Below are 14,198 nucleotides of genomic sequence, written 5' to 3' on the forward strand. Positions count from 1 at the left end.
GGCGCGGCGCACCGGCTGCGCGACCGCCCGGTTCGGCGGAGAATGCGGGGGTGGCCGACCGCCTGGAGGACTACCGCTCGCGCCGCGAGCCGACAGCGGGAGAGCGCACCGTGTACCTGACGCACCTGGAGTGCCCGCGCTGCGGGCGGGCGTACCCGGCCACGGAGCCGCAGAACCTGTGCGCCTGCGGGTCGCCCCTGCTGGCCCGCTACGACCTCGCGGCCGTGGCCGCCGCGGTCACCCCGGAGCGGTTCGCGCTGCGCCCGGCCGACCTGTGGCGCTACCGGGAGCTGCTGCCCGTGGCCGACCCCCGGCACGTCACCACGCTGGGCGAGGGCTGGACGCCGCTGCTGCGCGCCCCGGCGTACGGGGCCCGGATCGGCATTCCCGACCTGATCGTCAAGGACGAGGGGCTCACCCCGACGGGGTCGTTCAAGGCGCGGGGCGCCGCGGTCGGCGTGAGCCGGGCCCGGGAGCTGGGCGTACGGCGGATCGCCATGCCGACCAACGGCAACGCGGGCGCGGCCTGGGCGACGTACGCGGCCCGCGCCGGCCTCGCGTCGACCATCGTGATGCCGCTGGACGCGCCGGCCATCTGCCGGCGGGAGGTGCTGGCCGCCGGGGGTGACCTGCGCCTGGTCGACGGGCTGATCAGCGACGCCGGCCGGCACGTGGCCGCGCTCGTGGCGTCGGCCGGCGGCGCGGTCTTCGACGCCGGCACGCTGCGCGAGCCCTACCGGCTGGAGGGCAAGAAGACCATGGGGTACGAGATCGTCGAGCAGCTCGGCTGGCAGGTGCCCGACGTGATCGTCTACCCGACGGGCGGCGGGGTGGGGCTGATCGGCATCCACAAGGCGATGCAGGAGCTGCACGGGCTGGGCTGGATCACCGACCGGCCGCCCCGGCTGGTCGCCGTGCAGTCGACCGGCTGCGCGCCGATCGTGCGCGCCTTCGCCGCCGGGGAGGACCGGGCGCGGCCGTGGGCCGACGCGCGCACCGTCGCGTACGGGATCACCGTGCCGGCGCCCCTCGGCGACGAGCTGATCCTGGCCGCGCTGCGGGCCAGCGCCGGAACCGCGATCGCGGTGGACGACGCGGAACTCCTGGCCGACCTGCGGCACTTCGGCGCGGACGAGGGGCTGCTGCTCTGCCCGGAGGGTGCGGCCTGCCTGACCGCCGCCCGGCACCTGCGCGAGGGCGGCTGGATCCGGGCCGGCGAGCGGGTGGTGGTGCTCAACACCGGCGCCGGGCTGAAGTATCCGGAGACGGTGGACGTCTCGGCGGCCCCGGTCGTGGCCTGACGGCCGACCCGCAGGGCGGGCCGGGTCAGCTCGTGGTCGGGTCGGTCAGTCGCCACGCGGCGTTGACCAGCCCGATGTGCGACAGCGCCTGCGGCGTGTTGCCCAGGTGGGCGCCGGTGCCCGGGTCGATCTGCTCGGGCAGCAGCCCCACGTCGTTGGCGTGCCCGAGGAGCTGCTCGAACAGCCGCCGGGCCCGGTCCCGTTCGCCGGTCAGCACCAGGCACTCCACCAGCCAGAACGAGCACAGCAGGAAGCCGGCGGGGTCGGTGGACCAGCGCCGCACCAGGCCGTTGCCGGCGCCCAGCTCGCGCTCGACCGCCTCGATGGTGGCGCGCATCCGGGGATCGGTCGCGTCGGCGAAGCGCACCAGGGGCAGCAGCAGCGCCGAGGCGTCCAGCTCCGGCGAGCCGAAGGCCCCCGTGTACGCGCCGACCCGCTCGTTCCAGCCCTCCCGGAGCACGGTCGCGCGGATCTCGTCGCGGGTCGCCGCCCAGCGGCGCGGGTCGGCCCGCCCGCCGAGCTGCGGGGCCAGCGCCACCGCCCGGTTCAGCGCCACCCAGCAGAGCACCTTGGACGACAGGTAGTGCCGGTCGGCGTCCCGGGTCTCCCACATCCCCCGGTCCGGCAGCCGCCACGTCGCGGCCACCTGGTCGGCGAGGCCGACCACCATCTCCGCCAGCTCGTCGGCGAGCGTGTCGCCGAGCTGCTCGTGCAGCCGCCAGACCGCCGAGATGACCTCGCCCGGCACGTCGAGCTGCCGCTGCCGCCAGGCGTCGTTGCCGAGGCGGACGGGCCGGCTGTCGGCGTATCCCCGCAGGTGGAGGCAGTCGTGCTCGGAGAGGTCCCGCTCCCCCTCCAGCCCGAACAGCACGGGCACCGGCGCGTCGCCGATGCGGCCGATCGAGCGGGCCGCCCAGGCGAACAGGCGCGACGCCTCCTCCGGGCAGGCCGCCACCCACAGGGCGCGCATCGTCGCCGCGAAGTCGCGCAGCCAGGAGAACCGGTAGTCGTAGTTGCGGTCGCCGCCGAGGCGTTCCGGCAGCGACGTGGTCAGGGCCGCGGCGACCGCGCCGCTGCGGGCGTACGTGAGGCCGGTGAGCACCACCGCGCTGTGCCGCACCTGCGGGACGTACTCGCCCTCGTAGTGGTGGGACTCGCGGAACGCCTGCCACGCCCGGGTCGTGTCGGTGAGCGCGGCGACCGGGTCGAGGCGCACCGGCGGGTCGCCGTACGCCGGGGCGTACGCGAGGGTGAAGCCGACGGTCTCACCGGCCGCGACCGCGAACTCCTGCCGGACCCGGTCGCGGTCCGCGCGCAGGGCGGGCCCGGTCCCGGCCAGCACCAGCACCGCCGGGCCGGCGGCGGCCAGCACGCTGCCGTCGGCCTGCTCGTGCAGGTACGGCGTGAGCAGACCGTGCTCCGGCCGGGGCGCGAGGTCCAGGCCCATCCGGACCCGGCCGGTGAGCCCCTCGACGACCCGCAGCAGCACGGCCGGGGAGTTCATGCCCAGCTCGTGGCCGCGCGCGCCGGCCTCGGCGGCAAGCGCGTCGGTGACCGCGACGCTGCCGGAGGGGGTGTGGTGGACGGTGCGCAGCACCAGCGTGTCCGGCCGGTACGCCCGCTCGACGCGCGACGGTGCGAGCGGGGCGAGCCGCCAGTGCCCGGCCGCCGGGTCCAGCACCCGGGCGAGGACGGCGGACCCGTCGAACCGGTCCGGGCACCACCAGTCGACCGAGCCGTCCCGGCCCACCAGTGCGCCGGAGCGGCAGTCGGACAGGAACGCGTAGTCGGAGATGGGCGGCTGTTCCACCCGGCCGGGGTACCCGCGCCGGCCCGGATCAGGCAGCGGGACCCGCAACCCGGCGGCGCACCGATCAGGCAGCGGGACCCGCGACCCGGGCGGCGCACCGGTCAGGCAGCACGGCGCGGACCGGCGGCGGGGCCGGCCCGGCGCGCGGGCGGGCGGGCCGGCTCCGGCCGTCGGCTCAGGAGGTGGGCGGCTCGTCCTCGCCGGCCGCCTCCGCCGCGTCGGCCTCCTCCTTGGTGTGGTGGACGGCCTGGTCGGCGTGCTCGGGCGGCCCGTAGACGGTGTAGAGCACCAGCGGGTTGGGGCCGGTGTTGACGAAGTTGTGCTTCGTGCCGGCCGGCACCACCACGAGGTCGCCCTGAGCGACCTCCTTCTTCTCCCCGGCGACCCGGGCCTCGCCGGTGCCGCTGACGAAGGTGAGGATCTGGTCGATGCCCTCGTGGACCTCCTCGCCGATCTCGCCGCCCGGCGGGATCGTCATGATCACCAGTTGGGTGTGGTCGCCGGTCCACAGCACCCGCCGGAAGTCCGGGCTCTTCTCGGCGACGGTCGCGATCGTGAAATGCTCCATGGTCCGCACATACCCCGTCCCGCCCCGCGTCACGCCGGGAACGACGGATGGTGGAATTTCCCACTGATCCGAGGTTTGGACCCGCCCGGACCGGGCATCGACGTCTCGACCGACGCACCCGTTCGGTCGAGCCAGGTCCCCGCCGGCGTACCGCCGTACGGCTGCGGTGGTGGGAGACGGCCGGAGCGCGGCGACGTTACGACCCCCGGGTCGCGGCGGCGCCGTGCGCTCCTGTCCGGAGCCGGCCACCGAGCGCCCGCCGATCACGGACTCGGGCCGCCCGCGCGGCCACCCGGCGCGCTTCAGCGGTCGCGGTGCAGCCAGGCCAGCAGGTCCGGTGGGGCGAGAGTGGCGGTCCGCGCCCGGTAGCGGGCCAGCGTCGCCGCGTCCAGCAGTTCCCGGCCCTGCCCCGAACGGCCGCGCCGGAAGAAGGCGTTCCGGTCCTTCAGCACCCCCGCCGGATCCGGGACCAGCAGGTCCGCCCGCTCGCGCATCCGGTCGAAGGTGGCCGCCTCGACCAGCTCCGGCCAGCGCGGCTGCGCCACCTCGACGCCGAGCCGCCCGGCCAGGGCGCGCATCTGCCCCGCCAGGTCGGCCACCAGGTCGTCGTAGTGCACGAGGGTCACGTTGGGCCGGTCGCGACGGCCCCAGGCGTCGCCCAGGTGCCACAACACCCCCTGGAGCGAGTCCAGCTCCGCGCGCGGGTCGACCTCGCGGTCCACCCACCGTCGCAACGACTCCACCAACGGGGTACGCGGGGCGGACGGCCCCGCCGGGGCGGGCCGGCCGGTCAGCTCCGCCAGCCGCGCCCGGTCGAGGTTGCCGCTCTGGTGCCAGAGCGAGACCGCCATGTCCAGCGGGTGCCGGGCCACCACCACGTAGTGCGCCCGGTCGTCCAGGGGCACCCCGTCGAGCGGGGTGTGGGTCTTGACGAACCGGCGGTGCCGCTGGGCGGCGAGCCGGGCGTACACCTCGTCGCGGGGTTCGGCCAGCCAGTCCAGCCAGGGCGAGAGCTGCGACAGCGGGGCCGGCAGGTCGGGCGTGCCGAACACCAGCAGGGCGCAGATCATCTGCATCCAGGTGGTGCCGCTCTTGGACCGAGTGCTGATGACGATGTCGCCGTCGCGGAACGGGAATCCGGCCCAGCGGGCGCTGTCTTCTTCGGACGATCGGTAACGAAAGGGCTGGTCGGGCATCCGGGGATCGTACGATCGCCCCTGGCCGGACGCCCGGCATTTGCCGTTGACCCTGTGACGAGCGCCGATGTGTCGCTACATTGAAGTATGGTGCCCGCCCACGGGAGCCGGGCGGCGGAACCGGTCTACCATCCCATCCTCGCCTGCCACCGCGGCGAACTGGAGGCGCTCCGCCACCTCGACAGCGCCACGGCCGCCCTGATCGCCCCGGTCCTCGACGTGTCCATCCTGGACCGCGCCCTCGCGGAGGCGTTCACCCGGCTCCCGGCCGGGCTGCTGCCGGCGGTCGACGTCACCGCCCTGCCCGACGGGCCCGACGCCGAGCTGGCCCGGTGGAACGTACCGCTGGTGCCGGTGGCCGGGCTCGCGGACAGCGACGCGCGGCTGGCCGCGCACGGCGTGGCGGCCCGGGCGTACGCCGGGCGGTTGGTGGTGCGGCTGCGGGCCCGCAGCGACCGGCACGGTCCGGACGCCGCGACGGCCTCGGTGGAACGGATCTGGCGGCTCACCCGGCTCGTGCCCGAGCAGTGCGAACTCCTCGTCGACTCCGGGGACGTCTGCTGCCCGGCGGACGTCCGGCTGGCCGAGCCGCGCGTCCGGCGGCTGGTGGACTGGGCACGGCGGCACGCCTGGCGGTCGGTGACGGTGGCGGCCGGTGGGCTGCCGCCGACCGGGTCCGGGTTTCCCACCGACGAGCCGGTCCGCCTGGAACGCTGGGACTGGCTGCTCTGGCGTCGGCTGGCCGACCTCGGCGTCCGGTACGGCGACTACGCGGTCGGCTGCGCGGTGCCCGGCGGCGAGCCGCTGTCCGACCGGCTGCCGACCGTCCGCTACACCACCGACCGGGAGTGGTGGCTCTACCGCTGGTCGCGGCGGGGCGGCCGGGGCGACGAGCGGGTGGCCGACCTGTGCCGGACGCTGGTGTCGGCGGCGCACTGGCCGGCGGCCGGGGCGGCCTTCTCGTGGGGTGACCACGAGATCCTGCGTCGGGCCCGGCGGGTGGCCGGGGCCGGCTCGACGACGAACTGGGCGGCCTGGAGCACCTCGCACCACCTAGCCCACGTGCTGCACCAGCTCCGGGACGGCGGCGAACGCCGCCCCACCGTACGACCCGCGCGCGCGGCGGGCCGGCGCGGCGAGGGGCCGGCTATTTCTCGGTGAAGCCGAACTGCACGACCCCCTCGTCGTCGACGGTGGCGTCGACCGAGGTGTCGGTGAGCAGGTCGGCGGCGTCGGAGTCGAGGAAGATCCGGGCGCCCTGGTGGTCGACCACCTGGTCGCCCTGGACGGGCTCGGGCACCAGTTCGATGGTGAGCGAGCCCGCGTCGGTGTCGGCGGCGATGCGCAGGCCGCCGCCCTCGGCGACGTCCTCCTGAGCGGTCAGGTCGCGGATCACCAGCACGGCGTTGTCGGTCATGGTCAGCATGGGGCACTCCTCGTGGATTCTCGGTCGCGGTCGGTGCAGACCGGGCTCAGCCCGCGGACGATCACACGGGGGAGCTCGGGTGACGGCAGTGCCGTCACCGGGCGGAACGGGGCTGCTCGGAGCGCGCCCCTGCACCCACCGTGCCCGCTGCGGCCGCATCCGTCAAATGGAACGAGTTCAATCACCCCTTGCGGCGGAACCGGCTCCGAGCTGCCCGGATGCTCCCTACGCTGAAGCCATGGACGACGCGAGGCGGTACGCGGCCGAGTTCGTCGGCACCCTGTTGCTGGTCTTCTTCGGCGTGGGCAGCGCGGTCTTCGCCCAGGTCCAGGGCGGCGTGGTGGTGGTCGCCCTGACCTTCGGCTTCATCGTGCTGGCGCTGGTCTACACCATCGGCCCGCTCTCGGGCTGCCACGTCAACCCGGCGGTGACCCTGGGGGTGCTGCTGTCGGGAAAGATCTCCCCGGTCGGCGCGGTGGCGTACTGGATCACGCAGTTCGCCGGTGCCACGGTGTCCGGCCTGATCATCTGGGGGCTGACCCGGTGGGGCGGCGTGGTGGACCAGACCGGCGCGCTCGGCACCAACGGCTACGGCGCGCACATCAACCTGGGCGGCACGGCGGTGCTGGAGACGGTGCTGAGCTTCCTGTTCGTCCTCGTCGTGCTGGTGGTGACCAGTCGGGCCGAGCATGCCGGGTTCGCGGGGCTGGCGATCGGGCTGGCCCTCGCGGCCTGCATCGCCGTCGGCCTGACCCTCGACGGCGCCTCGGTCAACCCGGCCCGGTCGTTCGGCCCGGCGGTGTTCGAGGGTGGCACGGCCCTGCGGCAGCTCTGGGTGTTCGTCGTCTTCCCGCTGCTCGGCGGCGCGCTGGCCGCCCTCGCGGCGCCGCTCGTGGTGCGGCGCAACCCGCACTACCGCGCCGACCCGGAGGAGCCCACCGGCCCCGCACCGAGGACCGCCTGACCCGGCCGACGGGTGCAGGACCGGGACGAAAGACGCCCGCCTGCGCCGCCGGGAACCCCCGGCACCTCCCGATTCGGCACTAACCTTCGCCCGATGGGGTTGGCCGGCAGAATTCTCCATGGCAGCATCAGCGCATGCAGCGTTACGCCGCAGGCCCGAACGCGTGCAGGCGTCACCTGTCAGACCGGCCCGGGCCCCTTCCGGGTGCGGAGGAAGGGGCCCGGGCCCACGGGCGTCCCACGGATCGACGGGCGCGTCAGGCGCCGGGGCGGTCCGGCGGGCGCACCGTGGCGGCCGGGTCGCCCCGCTCGATCAGCAGGTCTATCTCGGCGGCCCGCAGGCCGCGCAGGGCGAGCACCCGCCGGCCCCAGCGGTGCAGCCGGCAGGGGTGCGGGCTGGCGTCGTTGCGGCAGACCGTCCCGCCGGACCAGCGCCGGGGGGCGTGCACCACGACCGCCCGCACCGCGAACTGGGCGTCCTCCCCCGTCACGTACGGCGGCAGCGGAATGTCCCACAGCCCCTCCCCCGACTCCTCGCGGGCGCCGGGGACGGCGGCGGAACGGACGGCACGGGTGGGGGTGGCGGTGCTGCTCATCGGGCAAGCCTCCACAGAGGACGGACGGACCAGGTCAGCGGAAAACCTACGACCGTCCAGAGGCGGCATGACGGACAAACTGTCCCGACCGCCGGGTAGGCGCCGACCACCCGGAACCGGCTCAGCGCAGCGCCACCGCCTGCAGGTTGACGTTGCCGCAACCGCCGAAGGTGGCCTCGACGGTCCAGGTGAGCAGCAGCTTCGCCCCCTTCGGGGCCCGGAACCGCACGGTGAACTCGGCGGTGTGCGTGGTGTGCGGATCCTCCAGCCGGCGGACGGTCGTTTCGCCGCCGCTGGACAGCCGCGCCTCCAGCCGGCCGCGCGCCATCCACAGGCCGGCGTAGAGGCGCACGGTGCGGGCCTCGCCCCCGCCGTCCACGGCGAGCGCGAAGCCGCTGCCGACGCCGCAGGCGGAGACGCCGGTCGTGGTCGCCGTGGACGACGTCACCGGCGAACCGTCGCGCCAGCTGAACGTCTCCGGGCTGACGTCGTGGCCGACCCGGTCACCACGGCCGCCCTCGTCGGCGATCTCCCCCGAGCCGTCGCGTTTGCGGACCGTCGAGTCGGCCCCCCGCAGTCCCCAGTGGACCCAGTCCCGGGTGCCCGCCGCGGTCAGGTCGACGTCGGCCGGCACGTCGGCCTGGGCGACGTCGAGGTGGACCGCCGCCGGCTGCGGCGCCACCGGGCTCGACGGCGACGGCGGCGGGGCGGTCGGGGTCCGCTGCCGGGGACGCAGGCCGGGCGTGGCCGCATCGGCCGGCGAGCCCGGGCGGTCCACCACCGGGAACCCGCCGCTGGGCCGACCCGCGGGGGCCGGCAGCACGGCCTCGTCGTCCGGCCCGGTGGCGGGGCCGCCCGGCGCGGCGGCGTACACCCCGAGGGCGACGAGACAGGCGAGCACCACCAGGCCCTCGACCGCCCACCGTCGGCGCTGCCGGGCCCGGGCCAGCCGGCGCTGCTCCGAGCGCGTCCGGCCGTCGGCCAGCTCCCCGACCCGGTGCGGCGGGTCGGTCACCCCGCGCCCACCAGGGCCGACGCCCCGCGTGAGGTCTTCCTGCGCCACCTGGCCTCCACTCCCCACCCGGTGTCCCGGTCCCGGCGACCGCCGCACACCGGCGTGAGCCGTATCACGTTGGCACCACCCCCGCCCGGACGCCAGGGGTGTCCCGCCGGGCGTTTCCACTTCGTTACCGTCCGGTAGGGACCGGCGCACGACCGGGTCACCGGCGACCGGGCGGACTGCGCCACGGTGCCGGTTCACCGGACGGGCGCGGGAACGTCGGCGGGGGTCAGCCGGACAGGCGCCGACGTCGCGGCGAGACAGGCAGGGCGCACCGCGACGCGCCGAGGCGGTGGTGGCGCCGCCGGCTGCGCTGAGCGTACTGGAGGTCACGTTAAGCGCGAAAGCGGCGAAGTCCACGAACCGGGGCGGGCCCCGGTTGAGCCGCCGGTCAGCCCACCTGGAAGCCGAGGGCCCGCGCCAGCAGCACCGCCTGCTCGGCGTCGATCAGCGCGCCGGCCCGCTGCACCGTCGTCGGATCCAGCGCCGACAGGTCGCTGCCCCGCAGGTCGGCGCGCAGCAGGCGGGAGCCGTGCAACTGGGCGCCGGAGAGGTCGACGCCGGTCACCGTGGCGTCGGTCAGATCGGCGCCGGCCAGGTCCGCCTCGCGCATCCGGACGTCGGTCAGGCGCACCCCGCGCAGGTCGGCGCCGGGCAGCGCCACGAACGACCAGTCGCCGCCGTCGACCCGCAACGGCCGCAGGTCACACTGCTCGAAGCTGCTGCCGACCAGCTTGCAGCCCGTGAACTCGGCCTCGAACAGGTTGCACCGCTTGAACACGCAGCGGGTGAAGGCCGAGTCGACGTGGCGGGAGGCGTTGAACGCCACGTTGCCGAAGACGCACTCGGTGAAGACCGCACCCCGGCTGACCGCCTCGGTCAGGTCGACGTGGAAGAACTCGCAGCGCACGAAGTGCCGGTCGGCCAGATCCTCGGCGTACCAGTCGTCGTGGCGGAAGGTCGCGTCCTCGGTGGGCTCCGGCACCCGGCCAGCCTAACGGCGGCCACCGACGTCTTCCGCGCGGCGCGTACCGGCTAGTAGGTTCGGTGGGTGAGCCTGGCCCTGCGCACCGACCCCGACCGCATCGGCTTCGACCCCGCCCGGCTGGCGCGGATCGACGAACACTTCGGCAGGTACGTCGACGACGGCCGGCTCGCCGGCTGGCAGATCGTCGTCACCCGCCGGGGCGAGATCGCCCACTCCGCCACCTACGGCATGCGCGACCGGGAGGCCGGGCTGCCGGTCGAACCGGACACCATCTGGCGCATCTACTCGATGACCAAGCCGATCACCTCCGTCGCGGCGATGATGCTGTGGGAGGAGGGCCGCTTCGAGCTCACCGACCCGATCGGCCGCTGGCTGCCCGAGTTCGCCGACGTCCGGGTCTACGACAAGGGGCCGGTGACCAAGCCGCACACGGTGCCGGCGGTCGAGCCGATCCGGATCTGGCACCTGCTGACCCACATGTCCGGCCTGACGTACGGCTTCGCCCAGGTCTCCGTCGTCGACGGCCTCTACCGGGCGGCCGGCTTCGACCTCGGCGTGCCCGTCGGGGCCGACCTGGCCGCCGCCAGCCAGGGGCTGGCCCGGCTGCCGCTGCTGTTCCAGCCCGCCACCGGCTGGAACTACGGGGTCTCCACCGACGTGCTCGGCCGGCTGATCGAGGTCGTCTCCGGGCAGCGCCTCGACGAGTTCCTCGCCGCACGCATCTTCCGGCCGCTGGGCATGACCGACACCGGCTGGTGGGTCGACGAGGCCGACGCCAAGCGGCTCGCCGCGCTCTACTTCCCGCACCCCGCCACCGGGCAGGCCATCCGCGCCGACGCGCTCGGCCGGCTCGCGCTGACCGCGCCCGACTTCCTCTCCGGTGGCGGCGGGCTGGTCTCCACCGCCGCCGACTACCACCGGTTCACCCAGTTCCTGCTGCGCGGCGGGGAACTGGACGGCGTACGCCTGCTCGGGCCCCGCACGGTGCGCTTCATGACCCGCAACCACCTGCCCGACGGCCGCGACCTGGCCTCATACTCGCCGACCGGCTTCGCCGAGACGGTCCTCGACGGCATCGGCTTCGGCCTCGGCTTCGCCGTGGTGCAGGACCCGGTCCCGTCCCGGGTGCCGAGCAGCGCCGGCGAATACTACTGGGGCGGGATGGCCAGCACCGCGTTCTGGGTCGACCCGGCGGAGGAGGTCACCGCCATGCTGTTCACCCAGCTCATGCCGTCGAGCACCCATCCGCTGCGGCCCCAGCTGCGCCAGCTCGTCTACTCCGCCCTGGTCGACTGAGCCGGGCCGGTGGGCCCGCCGCCCGCCCCGTCGCCGGCGCCGGGGAAGCGCGGCCGGGATCGCCGGAACGGCACCGCCGGGCCCGGCCGGCTCCTAGCCTGGGGCCATGAGCAACGTCGTGGTGTTCGGCGCCGGGGGCACGGCGGGGTCGCGGATCACCGCCGAGGCGGTCGCCCGGGGCCACCGGGTGACCGCAGCCGTACGCCGCCCCGAGGCGACCAGCTACCTGCCGGCCGGGGTCGACCTGGTGACCGGGGACGTCACCTCGGCGCACAGCGTGCGGGAGCTGGCCCCGGCCGCCGACGTGATGGTGGTCGCCGTGGGCGGCGACGAGGGCCGGGCGCTGTGGCGGGACGCGGCCGAGAACCTCGTCACCGTGCTGCGGGAGGTGCCGAACCCGCCCCGGATCATCCACGTCGGCGGCGGGGCGACCCTGCTGACGCCCCGCGGCACCCCGTACCTGGAGGAACCGGACTTCCCGGAGGAGTACCGGGAGCCCGCCCTGGGCCAGGCCGACGCCCTGGCCTGGTACCGCTCGGCTGCCGACGGGGTCACCTGGACGTACGTCTCCCCGCCGCCGCTGGAGTTCCACCCCGGTGAGCGCACCGGCCACTACCGCACCGGCCTCGACGAGCCGGTGACCGACGAGCGGGGCCGCGCGGCCCTGAGCTACGAGGACCTGGCCGTCGCCGTCGTGGACGAGATCGAGAACCCGCGCTTCGAGAACATGCGCTTCACCGCCGGCTACTGAGCCGGACCGCGCGTCGGGCCGGCCGCGGGTCGGTCGACCTCATTTCGGGCAGCCTCGCGTCCGGCCGGCCTCACGTCGGGCAGCCTCGCGTCCGGCCGGCCGGCGTTCAGTCGGCGAGGCGGGCCGGGAAGCCGCCGGTGGCGATCGGGCCCCAGCCGTCGATGGTGACCCGGATCAGCGACTTGCCCTGCCGGACCATCGCCGCCCGGTACTCGTCCCAGTCGGGGTGCTCGCCGGAGATGCTGCGGAAGTACGCGACCAGCGGCTCCAACGCCTCGGGCAGGTCGAGCACCTCGGCGGTGCCGTCCACCTGCACCCACGGCCCGTCCCAGTCGTCGGAGAGCACGCAGGCCGAGACGCGCGGGTCCCGCCGGACGTTGCGGGCCTTCGCCCGCTCGGGGTAGGTCGAGATCACCAGCCGGCCCTCGGGGTCCACCCCGCACGCCACCGGGGAGGACTGGGGCCGGCCGTCGGACCGGGTGGTCATCAGCAGGACCCGGTGCCGGGGACGGATGAAGTCGATCAGGGCGGCCCGGTCGACCCGGGTGTTGCTCGCGATGCTGCGTGCCATACCCGTTTCTACCAGCAGCGCCGTCAGCTGGGCCGGGCGGTGCTCCGCCCGGCCGCCGGCTGGGCGGGCACCCGGGGACGCACCGTGGGCCGCCAGGCCCGGCCGTTGGCGTAGATCACCCGGAAGCCCAGGTACGCCGCCAGCGGCGCCCAGTGCGCCGAGCCCATCCGCAGCTCGGCGGCGTTGTGCCGCTGCCCGTTGGCCAGCACGTCGAGCAGCACGGTCTCGAACGCCGCCGACTCCACCCAGTCGACCTCCCGGGTGAACCCGCAGATCAGCGCCGCGCCGGTCTCGTCGAGGAAGTCGCGCAGCGCGGCGTCGGACGCCCGCAGCACCGAGCAGCTGCCGAAGTAAAGCCGACGGCCGTCGCAGCGGCCGGCCATCCGCTCGGCGACGTCGGAGAGGTCGACCGAGTCCCAGTCGGTGAGGCAGAGGCGGCTCGGCTCGCCGTGCATGGCGAAGAAGCCCACCCGGTAGTCGGCATACTGCTTGAGCAGCCAGCGGTCGAGGAAGTAGAACAGCTCGTCGCGGGTCGCCGCGTCCTTGTGGATGAAGCGGATCTTGCCCAGCCGTTCGAGGAGTTCCAGGGTCGGCAGGACCGAACCGCGCTCGTTGAGGTCACGGTGCCACTGCCCCTCGACACAGAAGACACCACCGCGCGCCACCAGCCACCTCCCCGAGCCCCCGCTGACGTTACCGCCAGCCGCCGCCACCTCGGGGATCACCCTCCGTAGGAGTCGGCTGCGAGCTCGCCGCCCCCCGTCGCGTCGTCGCGTCGTCGCAGCCCAAGATCGCGCTCGATCGGGGAACGAGTGGCCTCGCGGGGCGCAGGAGGCCACTCGATCCGTGATCGAGCAGGCCCCTGCCCGCACGGCGTCGGGCCGGTCGCGGGGTGCACCCACGACCGGGCCGACGCGACGCGTTCGCCGTCAGCTCGCCCGAGGCCAGCGCGGCGCGGCGGCGTTGGGGGGCACCGGCCGGCTGGGCAGGCCGGGCCGGACCACGGGCCGCCCGGTGGGCACGGAGACCCGCCCAGGCGCAGGGGGCACCCGTCCAGGGGGTGTCGGCACCCGCCCCGGCGGAGTGGGCACCCGCCCGGGCGGTGTCGGCATGCGTCCCGGGGGCGTCGGCATCCGCCCCGGCGGTGTCGGCATCCGTCCGCCGGACGCGGAGACCCGGCCCGGCGGCATGGGCGTACGACCGCCCGGGTTGGCGGCGCGGCCCGGGGGCGTCGCGCCCCGCCCGGACTGCGTGGCCGCCGGGTGGGCGGCGGGCCGGTCGGCGCGCGACGGACCGGTCGCCGTGAACGGGAACGGCACGTGCACGAACGGGTTCCCGTGCCGGATCAGGGCGTCGATCTGACGCCCGTTGAGGCCGTGGGCCTCCAGCACCCGCCGGCCCCACCGGTGCAACCGGCAGGGGTACGACGCTCCGTCGTTGCGGCACAACGCCCCCGACGGCCACTCCTCCGCGGTGTGCACCACCACCGCCCGGACCGCGAGCCGGACGTCCTCGGGTGTCAGGGACGCCGGGACCGGCACCTCACCCAGCACTTGGTCGATGGGATCCGTCGACTGCTCACCAACTCGCACGGCAGGCCTCCCGCAGCTCGGCAGCGGTGCGGCCGACCCGCCGCACCACATCCTCGCGCAGTGGTACGGCGCGCGGGGGC

The 14,198-nt window shown here is 75.3% G+C and carries 15 protein-coding genes; 5 read left to right on the forward strand and 10 right to left on the reverse strand.

The genetic code is table 11. From position 1 onward, the window contains the following. Positions 1 to 110 precede the first annotated feature (110 nt). Positions 111 to 1,301 carry a threonine synthase gene (locus tag LPA42_RS08095; protein WP_077936484.1) on the forward strand — a complete coding sequence of 397 codons (1,191 nt, stop codon included), beginning with the start codon at positions 111 to 113 and terminating at the stop codon, positions 1,299 to 1,301. A gap of 25 nt (positions 1,302 to 1,326) precedes the next feature. On the opposite strand, the gene LPA42_RS08100 is transcribed toward LPA42_RS08095, so the two are convergent. From LPA42_RS08100 to LPA42_RS08110, 3 genes are all read right to left on the reverse strand, one after another. Further along, entirely contained in the window at positions 1,327 to 3,111 is a 1,785-nt protein-coding gene (locus LPA42_RS08100; protein ID WP_077936474.1) for a glycoside hydrolase family 15 protein, read from the reverse strand. Positions 3,112 to 3,286: 175 nt separating this feature from the next. Continuing rightward, the gene (locus LPA42_RS08105) at positions 3,287 to 3,679 is read right to left on the reverse strand and encodes a cupin domain-containing protein (RefSeq protein ID WP_077936473.1); all 393 of its coding nucleotides are present in this window, start codon (positions 3,677 to 3,679) and stop codon (positions 3,287 to 3,289) included. A 302-nt stretch (positions 3,680 to 3,981) separates the two neighbouring features. Then, positions 3,982 to 4,875, reverse strand: coding sequence for a sulfotransferase domain-containing protein (locus LPA42_RS08110; protein WP_077936472.1), 894 nt, complete (start codon positions 4,873 to 4,875; stop codon positions 3,982 to 3,984). Positions 4,876 to 4,962: 87 nt separating this feature from the next. Between LPA42_RS08110 and LPA42_RS08115 the strand changes: the two genes are divergently transcribed. After that, a complete protein-coding gene (locus LPA42_RS08115; RefSeq protein WP_198956471.1) occupies positions 4,963 to 6,036 on the forward strand; it encodes a beta family protein in 1,074 nt (357 codons plus the stop codon). On the opposite strand, the gene LPA42_RS08120 is transcribed toward LPA42_RS08115, so the two are convergent. Further along, a complete protein-coding gene (locus LPA42_RS08120) occupies positions 6,023 to 6,301 on the reverse strand; it encodes an iron-sulfur cluster biosynthesis family protein (protein ID WP_077936471.1) in 279 nt (92 codons plus the stop codon). The genes LPA42_RS08115 and LPA42_RS08120 overlap by 14 nt on opposite strands. A gap of 238 nt (positions 6,302 to 6,539) precedes the next feature. Here LPA42_RS08120 and LPA42_RS08125 point away from each other — a divergent pair, with 238 nt between their 5' ends. Then, positions 6,540 to 7,265 carry an MIP/aquaporin family protein gene (locus LPA42_RS08125; RefSeq protein WP_077936470.1) on the forward strand — a complete coding sequence of 242 codons (726 nt, stop codon included), beginning with the start codon at positions 6,540 to 6,542 and terminating at the stop codon, positions 7,263 to 7,265. 256 nt (positions 7,266 to 7,521) lie between these two features. Here the strand turns inward: LPA42_RS08125 and LPA42_RS08130 are convergent, their stop codons facing one another. From LPA42_RS08130 to LPA42_RS08140, 3 genes are all read right to left on the reverse strand, one after another. Beyond that, entirely contained in the window at positions 7,522 to 7,860 is a 339-nt protein-coding gene (locus LPA42_RS08130) for a hypothetical protein (protein ID WP_077936469.1), read from the reverse strand. 121 nt (positions 7,861 to 7,981) lie between these two features. Further along, positions 7,982 to 8,923 (reverse strand): hypothetical protein, encoded by a 942-nt coding sequence (locus LPA42_RS08135; RefSeq protein WP_228986454.1) that lies wholly within the window; start codon positions 8,921 to 8,923, stop codon positions 7,982 to 7,984. A gap of 388 nt (positions 8,924 to 9,311) precedes the next feature. Further along, entirely contained in the window at positions 9,312 to 9,905 is a 594-nt protein-coding gene (locus tag LPA42_RS08140) for a pentapeptide repeat-containing protein (RefSeq protein ID WP_077936468.1), read from the reverse strand. Between the two features lie 66 nt (positions 9,906 to 9,971). Here LPA42_RS08140 and LPA42_RS08145 point away from each other — a divergent pair, with 66 nt between their 5' ends. Continuing rightward, positions 9,972 to 11,204: a serine hydrolase gene (locus tag LPA42_RS08145; RefSeq protein ID WP_077936467.1), complete on the forward strand. Its 1,233-nt coding sequence runs from the start codon at positions 9,972 to 9,974 to the stop codon at positions 11,202 to 11,204. A 106-nt stretch (positions 11,205 to 11,310) separates the two neighbouring features. Then, on the forward strand, positions 11,311 to 11,955 hold the full coding sequence (locus tag LPA42_RS08150) for an NAD(P)-dependent oxidoreductase (protein WP_077936466.1): 645 nt from the start codon (positions 11,311 to 11,313) through the stop codon (positions 11,953 to 11,955). Positions 11,956 to 12,061: 106 nt separating this feature from the next. On the opposite strand, the gene LPA42_RS08155 is transcribed toward LPA42_RS08150, so the two are convergent. The 3 genes from LPA42_RS08155 to LPA42_RS08165 all read right to left on the reverse strand — a co-directional run bounded on the left by LPA42_RS08155 (position 12,062) and on the right by LPA42_RS08165 (position 14,118). After that, positions 12,062 to 12,526: a PPOX class F420-dependent oxidoreductase gene (locus LPA42_RS08155; RefSeq protein WP_077936465.1), complete on the reverse strand. Its 465-nt coding sequence runs from the start codon at positions 12,524 to 12,526 to the stop codon at positions 12,062 to 12,064. A gap of 23 nt (positions 12,527 to 12,549) precedes the next feature. Further along, a complete protein-coding gene (locus tag LPA42_RS08160) occupies positions 12,550 to 13,191 on the reverse strand; it encodes a hypothetical protein (RefSeq protein WP_043962150.1) in 642 nt (213 codons plus the stop codon). Between the two features lie 264 nt (positions 13,192 to 13,455). Then, the gene (locus LPA42_RS08165) at positions 13,456 to 14,118 is read right to left on the reverse strand and encodes a hypothetical protein (protein ID WP_043962149.1); all 663 of its coding nucleotides are present in this window, start codon (positions 14,116 to 14,118) and stop codon (positions 13,456 to 13,458) included. Positions 14,119 to 14,198 lie beyond the last annotated feature (80 nt).

This window comes from Micromonospora sp. DH13 (assembly GCF_020873825.1).
In the GTDB taxonomy this organism is placed as follows: domain Bacteria; phylum Actinomycetota; class Actinomycetes; order Mycobacteriales; family Micromonosporaceae; genus Micromonospora; species Micromonospora haikouensis.

Bases quoted from the DNA above. Each gene is read 5' to 3' on its own strand.
- LPA42_RS08130 (WP_077936469.1), bottom strand. From the start codon at position 7,860: ATGAGCAGCACCGCCACCCCCACCCGTGCCGTCCGTTCCGCCGCCGTC.
- LPA42_RS08115 (WP_198956471.1), top strand. From the start codon at position 4,963: ATGGTGCCCGCCCACGGGAGCCGGGCGGCGGAACCGGTCTACCATCCC.
- LPA42_RS08105 (WP_077936473.1), bottom strand. From the start codon at position 3,679: ATGGAGCATTTCACGATCGCGACCGTCGCCGAGAAGAGCCCGGACTTC.
- LPA42_RS08155 (WP_077936465.1), bottom strand. From the start codon at position 12,526: ATGGCACGCAGCATCGCGAGCAACACCCGGGTCGACCGGGCCGCCCTG.
- LPA42_RS08150 (WP_077936466.1), top strand. From the start codon at position 11,311: ATGAGCAACGTCGTGGTGTTCGGCGCCGGGGGCACGGCGGGGTCGCGG.
- LPA42_RS08110 (WP_077936472.1), bottom strand. From the start codon at position 4,875: ATGCCCGACCAGCCCTTTCGTTACCGATCGTCCGAAGAAGACAGCGCC.
- LPA42_RS08120 (WP_077936471.1), bottom strand. From the start codon at position 6,301: ATGCTGACCATGACCGACAACGCCGTGCTGGTGATCCGCGACCTGACC.
- LPA42_RS08125 (WP_077936470.1), top strand. From the start codon at position 6,540: ATGGACGACGCGAGGCGGTACGCGGCCGAGTTCGTCGGCACCCTGTTG.